Consider the following 8,978-nt stretch of genomic DNA (forward strand, 5'->3'; position numbering starts at 1 on the left):
GGGGAATTGAACCCCCGAGGCACTTTCGCACCACAGGCTTTCCAGGCCTGCGCCCTACCGCTAGACTACCTCAGCAAAAAGTGTATCCCATGTATTTGCCGGGTATTTTTTTAATGCTATCCTTTCAATGCACTGGCTTTTTTGGTTTTTCCGGTGGGCAGCCTTTCTTCCAGCCCTTCGGGTACGTACCCGGGGCAAGGAAGACGGTGGTCATGGCGACAAACAGCCCGTTCTTTCCGGGTTTCCATGAGGCTGAAGCGGCGAGCGCTTTCCCGAGCCCGACAAACTCCCGTTTCTGCGAGAGAACGGCTACGATCTGATCTTTTTTGAACTCATCGCAGCGGATTACTCCGACCCCCGCAAGCACTGCGCCGTGGCAGAGCGCATCGATCGCGGTATCCCGGACGATGACGGTCGGGAGATCAGGTACCGCAGCATCGACCGAGACCACCATGGCGTCCAGTGCGGCCCGGTTCCCGGCTGCTGCCTCAGCGCAGGCGTCCTGCAGATCGTGGAGCGTATGCATGACGTGCTCATCGAAGGCACCCGACCGGGTCCGCCGCAGTTCCTGCATGTGCGCCCCGACACCGAGCGCAAGGCCCATGTGGTGGCAGAGCGAGCGGATGTAGGTCCCGGCATCGCACCTGACCTTCATGAGCACCAGTCTCCCCTCAACGCCGAGAACATCCAGCTGCTGGATGGTGCGGATGCGCAGGAGACGTTTTACCGCGCTCCTCCGGGGCGGGCGCTGGTAGATCCGTCCGGTAAATTCCGCCGCGATCTCATCGATACGCTGGCGGTCCACTTCCTTGTGCAGGCGCATCAGGCAGACATATTCCTTGTCGTGTTTCAGGAGGAGCGGCGCGAGGCGCACGGCATTTCCCAGCATGACAAGGAGAATGCCCGATACCTGCGGGTCGAGCGTGCCCGCGTGACCGATCTGGCAGCCGAGCATCTTTCCCACCCACGCGGCAACCTGGTGGCTCGTGGGCCCCCGGGGCTTGTCAATCACGATGATGCCCGCACCGTGCCGGAGCGGTACGGTGCCGGATTGATCCGGCTCACGGAATTCCTGCAGTGCGGTCATCGTATTATCCATATCCGTCCCCGGTGTTCGTTTAATGCGGCAAGCGTCCCCTCGAGAGAGCCGTCCCCGACAATGGCTGGTATCGTTCTCCCGGACATCAGCGCTGCGGCCGTGATATCCCCGATAGCCATCACCATCAGGTCACGGCGCGGGGTCCAGATCGCTTTTTTAAACGACATCGCGCTCGTGAAAAGGATGGCATCGGCTCTGTCAAGGTCGAGCGGCTCGTTTGTGGACGCAAGCCGGTAGCAGCGGAACTCCCGGGCGATCCCTCCCGCGCGCGTAATCGCATCGATGAGGGGTGCATTCGGGACGTCGGCGCGGGGAAGGCCAATCGTTTTGCCTTCAATCCAGTCCCCCAGGTACGGGACGAAATCGCGGGAATAGAAACCGGGCAGGGTCTCGCAGGCAACCCCGTACCGTTCCAGTTCCCGTGCCGTTTCGGGGCCGATTGCAATGACCCGGGGGGTCTTTTTGAGGAGAGGAGCAAGGATTTTTGCCGGAAGTGCACTCGTGAAAAAAAGGCAGTCGAACTCCCCGCGTTCAACGGAACCGGCAAACGCGGCGATGACATCCTCCTGGATCTCGGACCGGAGCGGGTGGACGCTGTAGCACGCGTGCCCGAACGCTGCGCACCGGGCCGCGTCCCGCTCCTCCTTTCCTGCAAGACGGGTGACTGCGATCTTCATTACGGGTTCATCATCCCTGTATGATAAGATGGTATGCATTTCGGTTGATTTATGTCCATTCTCCTGTACCTTCTGGTTGATGATCGAGATCGTGATCGGGACGCTGCTGGGAGTCCTCCTTGGTACCCTGAGCGGGCTGATCCCCGGCGTGCACGCGAACACGCTTGCCGGCGTGCTGCTCGGTGCGCAGGCAGCCCTCCTCGCCGTGCTCGGGCCGCTTGCCCTTGCCGGCGCGATGTTTGCCGCCCTGATCACGCATACGTTTGTTGAGGCTGTCCCGTCCACGTTCCTTGGGGTTCCCGACGCGGATACCTCACTTTCAGTCCTTCCGGCACATGCCCTCTGCCTCGAAGGGAACGGCGAGGAAGCGGTCCGTATCGCCGCGCTCGGGAGCGCCTGTGCCATCATCATTGCCGTTCCTCTATCAGTGCTCTGTTTCCTGTTCCTCCCTGCCCTCCAGCCGTACTTCGACTGGGGCATCGGCATCCTGATCGTTGCTGTCATTGGCTCCATGATCGTGATGAGCGAATCGCCCGGGTGGGCGCTTGCCATCTTTGCCGTTGCCGGCCTCCTGGGTATCTTTACCCTGCGGTACGAATTCCTTGGCTGGCACACGCTTGGAGGGGAGGCTGCCATTCTCATGCCCCTCCTCACCGGACTCTTTGGTATATCCGTCCTGCTGGTCGCATCCCAGGGAGCGCTGCCAGTGCAGCAGTTCCGGGGCCTGCGGGTGGAAAACACTACGGTGGCGAAGTGCTCCCTTTTGGGAACCCTTGCCGGGATAGCGGTCGGCTGGCTGCCCGGGCTCTCGACCGCAACCGCAAACGGCGCACTGGCCTCAGTGATCGGGTACGAGAAGGATCGCCGGGCCTACATCCTTGCCACGAGCGCGGCAAACACGGCGAATGCCTTTATCGGGCTTGCCGCGCTCTTTGCGCTCTCGCGGATGCGGAACGGCGTGATGGTCGCGCTCGCGGAGCTGCCCCTTCCGTCCATGAGCGAACTGACGATCATCGGCGTGCTTGCGGCCTGCATCGCGTATGTCGTCACGGTGGGGCTTTCGCGTTCGGCAGGATGGCTCACCGGGATCAATGGCCGGATGCTCAACCGGGCGGTGATCATTTTTGTGGTGGGGCTGTGCATCCTCCTCACCGGGCCGTTTGGGATCGTAATTCTTGTTCTCGCCACGGTTGTCGGGATCGTGCCGCATCTTATCAATGTCTCGCGTGTCTACTGTATGGGCGCGATCATGGTGCCGGTGATCATGTACTCATTTGGCATCGCGTGGGTCTGATCCCCGGGTTGAACCCTGCCTGCGGCCACCGGCCGCACACCGGTTCCCGATCATGGCGATCCGTGGATTTTTTACCCGTGCGCTGCCTAGTTCCTATCATGCAGTCCTTCTGGTTCGGGGATATTTCGGAGGGGCACTGCACGCCCTTTACCGGCGATGCAGCCGCGTGCGCCCGCCGGGCCCGGGAGATCCGGATCAGCATGGATGCCTTTATTCCTCCTGACTGGCAGCAGGCCGTTGCCTGCGGGTTTTGTCATGACCGTGCGGAGTACCTCTCCCTGCTCCAGAAGGTCTGCATCGCAGGATCGGAGCAGGCAGTCCGGGACCAGTATGCGGCAAAAGACGTGGAACTGCTCCAGATGGTCAGGACGCTCGACGAGATGGACACCGTCATCAACGTCCTCTCGGAACGGGTGGCGGACTGGTACCAGATCCGGCACCCTTCGTTCTCCCGCAAATACCGCAGGACACCGGCGCACGTGCTGGTCAAATCCATCAGCGAGCGGAACCGGGAGCGCGGCGGCGGGGGGGCGCTCGGGAAAGTCGCCGCCGAGATCACGAGCCTTGCAGATGCCCGGACCGCCCTCGCAAAAGAAGTGTCGGCACGGGCATGCGAGGTGATGCCCAACACGAGCGCGCTCATCGGGGGGCTTGTTGCCGCCCGGCTCCTCTCTCACGCAGGGGGGCTTAAGGAACTCTCCCGTCTGCCCGCCAGCGCAATCCAGGTGCTCGGCGCCCGGACCGCGCTCTTTATGCACATCAGGACTCATGCGCCCTCTCCCAAGCACGGGATCATCTTCCAGCACCGGCGGGTACACAACGCCCCCCGCGATGCCAGGGGAAAAGTCGCCCGGGTGCTTGCCGGGAAACTGGCGATTGCCGCCCGGCTGGATTTCTACCGGGGCTGCGCAGTTCCGTCATTCCTTGACGATGCGCAGGCCCGCATCGACCGGGCAGGAGCGCCGGGGGAGGATGGGCAGCCGTGATCCGGCTTGGCGATGTGCTGGTCTCGAAAGGCGAGGGAGGGGTCTACGGTGAGCGGATGCTTGACGGGTACCGTGTCTGGGATCCGTACCGGAGCAAGCTCTCCGCCCTGTATCTCGTGGGAACCGGTATCGAACTCCCCCCGGATATGAAAGTTCTCTACCTCGGGGCGGCAAACGGGACCACCGTCTCCCATGTGGCGGATTACGTTGAAGTTGTGTATGCCGTGGAGTTTGCGCCCCGCCCGATGCAGGACCTGCTCGAAGTGGCACGCCGGCGCAGGAATGTGATGCCGATCATGGCAGACGCATCCTGCCCGGAGCAGTATGCGCCGCTCGTGGAAACCGTGGATCTCCTCTACCAGGATGTGGCCCAGCCTGACCAGGCGTCCATCGCCCTCCGGAACTGTGTATTCCTCAAAACCGGCGGCCACCTTATCCTCATGCTCAAGACCAGGAGCGTGGATATCCGGAAACAACCGGAGGAGGTATTCCGGGACACCCTCGATATCCTCATCTCCGCGGGGCTCACAGTAACTGAGAGTACCTGGCTTGCGCCTTACCACCAGGACCACGCTGCAATCGTGTGTACCTGGTAGCACCAGTCAGTCCCGGGAAATTACCATGCCGAACAATATCCGTGTTTATTCTGCAGGTCCCCTGACCATCTTTGCGCTGATTGTCGTTATCGGGCTTGTCATCATCGTCGTACCATTGTTGTTCCTTGGCCTTGCAGGGAAAGCGATCACAAACCTTGTCGGGCTCTCGTGGCTCACGGCGACCGCCCTCGTGATCCTGATACTGCTGTGCAGCCTGGTCAACCTCCCGGTCTGGAAAGTCCGGCGGGAGACGATACGGATGCCCCACACCGGGACCGGGCAGTTCCCGGAAGCGTTTGCCCCGGGAGAAAACGGCGGGCTCTGGGAGACGACCATTGCGGTCAACCTGGGGGGAGCGATCATCCCCCTCGCCCTGTCGGTCTACCTCCTGTACCGCGCGTTGCCGGTGATGAGTGGAAACCTTCTCTGGCTCCAGGTGCCGGCTGCCGTCCTGATCGTTGCTGCGATCGCCTATGCGACGACCCGGCCTATGATCGGAGTGGGGATACGGGCGCCGCTCTTTATTCCCGGGCTGACCGCCCTTCTCTGCGGTATTCTCCTTGCCGGGGGGCCGGGACTTTCGGCAGGGGTCATCGCTTTTGTCAGCGGGACCATCGGCACCCTGCTTGGCGCGAATATCGCGCATCTGCCCCACGTCGGCGATCTCGAAGTACCGCAGGTCAGCATTGGCGGCGCAGGGACGTTTGGCGCAATCTTTGTCGCGTGCATCCTGTCCGCACTTATTGCATGATGTGTGCCCGCACTTTTTTTTTAGAGCGTCCATACATTTCCTGTGCTCGAAAAATCCGGACTGTCCATAGGCTGGCATACATTTCCGCACGACCGCTCGCGCTGAAATCCCGGCCGCCCGGATTTTTTTGGATTGAAAGTTCCCGGGCGGAAAAAATTACGGTGCGAAAAATAAATTCCGGATTTTTTTGCAGACGAAAAATTTTTGCCGGTGCGGGCGGCCCGGCATTTTTTAAAAATTTGGGGATCGCGGTCGGGAATTCACGTCGGTGAAAAAAATCAGGTGTCAGATGTACATCCGCGAAGCGGATAATTATCCGTGTCGCGGCAGACTAACTGACACCTTTTTTTGGGCTGAAAAACTTTTTTGCCGGATTTTTTCCCGTTCGAAAGTTGAAAAATCAAAAAAAACTCCGGTCGAAAGTTCCCGGGCCGGAAAATTTACGGCCCGAAATCCGGCAGATCCAAAAAATTTCCGGTCGAAATTTTTCCGGTCATAAAATATTCGGTGTGAAGCCAGAGCGATCTTGAGATTTTTTACGGACAAGGGGTTTTGTCTGGCTAAACCGACAGCACGTATGTCTCAATAAAAGTCCTTCGCGAATACATCACACACGAAAAGAGTAGCCCGGAGCAGATTCGAACTGCTGTCGCGAGATCCAGAGCCTCGCATGATTGACCGCTACACTACCGGGCTGTATTGCCTCATACTTTTTGCCGCTGGAGCCTAATTAAAGTGACGGATATTCGCGCCCGCTCCTGGTGCATCAGGCGCTTTTTGACCGGTCACAGCGCCCACAGGCCCGGCAGACTTCCTGTACCGGCTGGATAAATTCGCCTTTTCCGCAGAACGGTTCGATATCGTGCATGTCCCGGAGGTAATAGATGTGCGGGACAAGCGAGATGTGGGTGTAGGTACCGCACGGCACGCCAAGCCGGTCTGCGATGGACTTCTGGAGCTGGACAAGGGCGTACATGTTGGCACCGGCTGCGGTGAGCATGTCGTTACTGCGGAAGATCACTTTCATGGCCAGCCTGCCGTCACGGAGGGTGCACTGCACGAGCTGGAGGCAGGGACAGTCGTCGAGCTGCTCGTCGATCACCGGGTTCCACGTGATGGCGATGGCCCGCCGGCTGACGGGAGACGTTCTGAGTTTTTCTGCAATGTATTCGATCTGGTCGACATGGACCGGCACCCCGTCCACAGACAGGCGCTCGCCCCAGTCAAAGAGCCGGCCGTGGTAGTCGTATTCGAAGGAAGCGTGCGAGCCATGCAGCAGGTCGGTTGCGTACTGCTCGACAAACCTCTGCTGGAACCGGGAATGGGGACTTACCATCGGCCCGGCAAGCGGAGTATCGACCTGAAGGGCCACTTCTTCGAATTCAACGGTGGCCTCGTCATCTTCGGTCTGGAGGACCCGTCCTTTTTCCAGGATCATCTTCACGACCAGTTCGTGTGCCCGCCCGATCGCAGGGGCCCGGATGACTCTCATGGAACATGGGTTGGCGCCGGTATCATATATGTGTTGCAATTGGCAGCGGGAGCAGGTGCTCCCCGGCCGCTTTCTCAGGCTTCTCGTCCATCGTAGAATAGGTGGAGATAAAGATCCCCGTACCCAATACGGACAATTTTCACGGGAGTCTCCGGAAAAATTCTCTTACTGTATCTGCGGCGCTCCGGCCGGTCTTTGCGTTTTTCCCCGGCAGAACCTGAGAACTGTAACCGGCATCACTGCGTGGCGCAGATTTTCCCATGGGGGGTAAGGGCCCCTCCATCCTCTACAATATGTATAGTGCGTGAGCGTGCAGCGTTTTTCACGGTGTACTATATACTATGTACACAGCATACATTTCTGAGGGAACCCATTGCCCGGCTCGTGCGCGAATCCGGCTGAGTCTATAAAGGGACTACAGGCCGGGAACCGGGAATCTTCCCTGCCGGACTGGTACCGTATAAACTCTCAAGACGCGGCGAATTTAAAAAAACGGGTGTTTCCTGCCCCGGAATTGAGAGCCAACACAACCACAAAGGATATATTAGCTCTTTTACAAATATTCCTCCATATTCCGTCTAAACGGAGTATGGGGCTCGTAGAATCGTTATTCGGCAAATGTCGAAACGGTTCCCCGGCTTGAAATGTATGATGTAACATTTGGAGGAAAACGAATGACTAAGCGATTAACGATTGCACTGATTGCACTTGTCGCGTTGGTTCTTGTCGCAGTACTGCCGGTATCGGCAACCTACTACGATGTGAACAACACGCTCATCAGCCCGGGCGCAACAGTGTATATTGGCGAACAGCAACTGAATGTGACGCCTGTTGAAGTGTACTTTAACTCAAAACTGGGCACACCCGTTCAGCAAATTGGATGGTGGGCATCCGCAGCTAATGTCGGAACCACATCACCATCCGCGACTTTCACCCTTAACGGTAGCGGCACTCAGGATGGCGCGTTCTACGTTTCATCTGCTGCATTTGCAACATCAGTCGCCAGCGGCAATGCAAACTGGTATGTCGTTAACCCGGCAGGTACCGTTAACGCAGGTTTCGGTAACACCACCTATGGCCAGTTCTTCACGGTTGCAGACCCGAGCCTCGTTATCGATGTCTGGGATCTTTCTACCGGAACAACGGTAACCAGTGGAACATCGATCCAGGGAGATTATCTGGCGCTCCGTATCAACACGAACCTCCAGTCGGCAATCAACAGTCCGACCCTTCGTGTGAATGATACAGCAACAGGTGGCCCAATTGGTAACATTGATATCAAGGTAAAGAGTGCCTCCGGGAACACGTATACTTCACTGTATACTGGCGGAAGTAACTTTGCTACCCAGTCCATTGTCGGGCAGAATGTAACTACCGCCGTATGGTTCTGGGGTACAAATGGTGGAGGACAGCCCACTACCGCTACTACCGGTTCTGGTTCCTACGCACCCAACTGGTCGACCGGCGCACTCCTTCCCAGTGGCCAGAACGCCTACCCGGCAGGTGTCTACACGGTTCTCGCCCAGTCCAGGCTTAACGGGATGTACGATAACTACCTGAATGGTGGCGCAACCTACACCGGTAAGACCATCAGCCAGCCCGCAACGGTCACCATCTCATCCAACACCGTGGCGCTCGCAGCGAACGTGAACTCAGTTGTCCGCAGCAAGCCGTTCTCGGTCACGATCACGGGCAAGCCCTACCAGGTCTACCACCTGTGGATTAAGGGCACCAGCTCCATGGATGGCAGCTACAACAACCAGCCGCCGTACATCACCCCGAACCAGGCAGGAGTCCAGTTTGACCCCCTTTCTACGAGCAGTGCACCAGCCGCGCTCGTTCCGTACAACCCGTTCGCAGACAACGGTGGTTACGTATTCCAGAGCGGTATATCCATCTGGAGCAACGTCGCTCACGGTAGCGATATGTCCTCCGCCGGTCCCAACTCTGCCGCAATCGGCAACGGTACCTTCGAGTATGCCAACGTGTCCCTCGACCAGACCGGCACGAGAACCGTTCAGTTCTCGACGACCAACTGGACCAAGGCACAGCAGTACACCATCCGTACCGAGCAGGACTTCGG

8 protein-coding genes and 1 tRNA gene are annotated in these 8,978 nt (G+C 58.7%); 5 read left to right on the plus strand and 4 right to left on the minus strand.

From position 1 onward, the window contains the following. Positions 1-124: 124 nt before the first annotated feature. Together ACLQMU_RS09965 and ACLQMU_RS09970 are read right to left on the minus strand one after the other, a co-directional pair. A complete protein-coding gene (locus ACLQMU_RS09965; RefSeq protein ID WP_422149264.1) occupies positions 125-1,099 on the minus strand; it encodes an RNA-guided pseudouridylation complex pseudouridine synthase subunit Cbf5 in 975 nt (324 codons plus the stop codon). Next, positions 1,084-1,776 (minus strand): uroporphyrinogen-III synthase, encoded by a 693-nt coding sequence (locus ACLQMU_RS09970; RefSeq protein WP_422149265.1) that lies wholly within the window; start codon positions 1,774-1,776, stop codon positions 1,084-1,086. Before ACLQMU_RS09970 ends, ACLQMU_RS09965 begins: the two co-directional genes overlap by 16 nt. Positions 1,777-1,855: 79 nt before the next feature. Between ACLQMU_RS09970 and ACLQMU_RS09975 the strand changes: the two genes are divergently transcribed. From ACLQMU_RS09975 to ACLQMU_RS09990, 4 genes are all read left to right on the plus strand, one after another. Then, the gene (locus ACLQMU_RS09975; protein ID WP_424039975.1) at positions 1,856-3,070 is read left to right on the plus strand and encodes a tripartite tricarboxylate transporter permease; all 1,215 of its coding nucleotides are present in this window, start codon (positions 1,856-1,858) and stop codon (positions 3,068-3,070) included. Positions 3,071-3,168: 98 nt separating this feature from the next. Then, entirely contained in the window at positions 3,169-4,056 is an 888-nt protein-coding gene (locus ACLQMU_RS09980; RefSeq protein WP_443673687.1) for an NOP5/NOP56 family protein, read from the plus strand. Then, a complete protein-coding gene (locus ACLQMU_RS09985) occupies positions 4,053-4,652 on the plus strand; it encodes a fibrillarin-like rRNA/tRNA 2'-O-methyltransferase (protein ID WP_422149268.1) in 600 nt (199 codons plus the stop codon). The genes ACLQMU_RS09980 and ACLQMU_RS09985 overlap by 4 nt, the downstream gene beginning before the upstream one ends. Positions 4,653-4,677: 25 nt before the next feature. Continuing rightward, positions 4,678-5,403 (plus strand): DUF1614 domain-containing protein, encoded by a 726-nt coding sequence (locus ACLQMU_RS09990; RefSeq protein ID WP_422149269.1) that lies wholly within the window; start codon positions 4,678-4,680, stop codon positions 5,401-5,403. Positions 5,404-6,026: 623 nt separating this feature from the next. Here ACLQMU_RS09990 and ACLQMU_RS09995 read toward each other — a convergent pair. Together ACLQMU_RS09995 and ACLQMU_RS10000 are read right to left on the minus strand one after the other, a co-directional pair. Continuing rightward, positions 6,027-6,099 (minus strand) — tRNA-Gln (locus tag ACLQMU_RS09995). A gap of 70 nt (positions 6,100-6,169) precedes the next feature. Beyond that, positions 6,170-6,895, minus strand: a complete 726-nt coding sequence (locus ACLQMU_RS10000; protein WP_443673688.1) for a thymidylate synthase — start codon at positions 6,893-6,895, stop codon at positions 6,170-6,172. Between the two features lie 674 nt (positions 6,896-7,569). Here ACLQMU_RS10000 and ACLQMU_RS10005 point away from each other — a divergent pair. Further along, on the plus strand, positions 7,570-8,978 hold a 1,409-nt coding region (locus tag ACLQMU_RS10005; RefSeq protein WP_443673689.1), incomplete at its 3' end, for a DUF3821 domain-containing protein.

The sequence above is a fragment of the Methanoregula sp. genome (genome assembly GCF_052325125.1).
GTDB lineage: Archaea > Halobacteriota > Methanomicrobia > Methanomicrobiales > Methanospirillaceae > Methanoregula.

Coding starts and splice junctions, on each gene's coding strand:
- ACLQMU_RS09980 (WP_443673687.1), top strand. CDS start 3,169: ATGCAGTCCTTCTGGTTCGGGGATATTTCGGAGGGGCACTGCACGCCC.
- ACLQMU_RS09965 (WP_422149264.1), bottom strand. CDS start 1,099: ATGGATAATACGATGACCGCACTGCAGGAATTCCGTGAGCCGGATCAA.
- ACLQMU_RS09970 (WP_422149265.1), bottom strand. CDS start 1,776: ATGAAGATCGCAGTCACCCGTCTTGCAGGAAAGGAGGAGCGGGACGCG.
- ACLQMU_RS09975 (WP_424039975.1), top strand. CDS start 1,856: ATGATCGAGATCGTGATCGGGACGCTGCTGGGAGTCCTCCTTGGTACC.
- ACLQMU_RS10000 (WP_443673688.1), bottom strand. CDS start 6,895: ATGAGAGTCATCCGGGCCCCTGCGATCGGGCGGGCACACGAACTGGTC.
- ACLQMU_RS09990 (WP_422149269.1), top strand. CDS start 4,678: ATGCCGAACAATATCCGTGTTTATTCTGCAGGTCCCCTGACCATCTTT.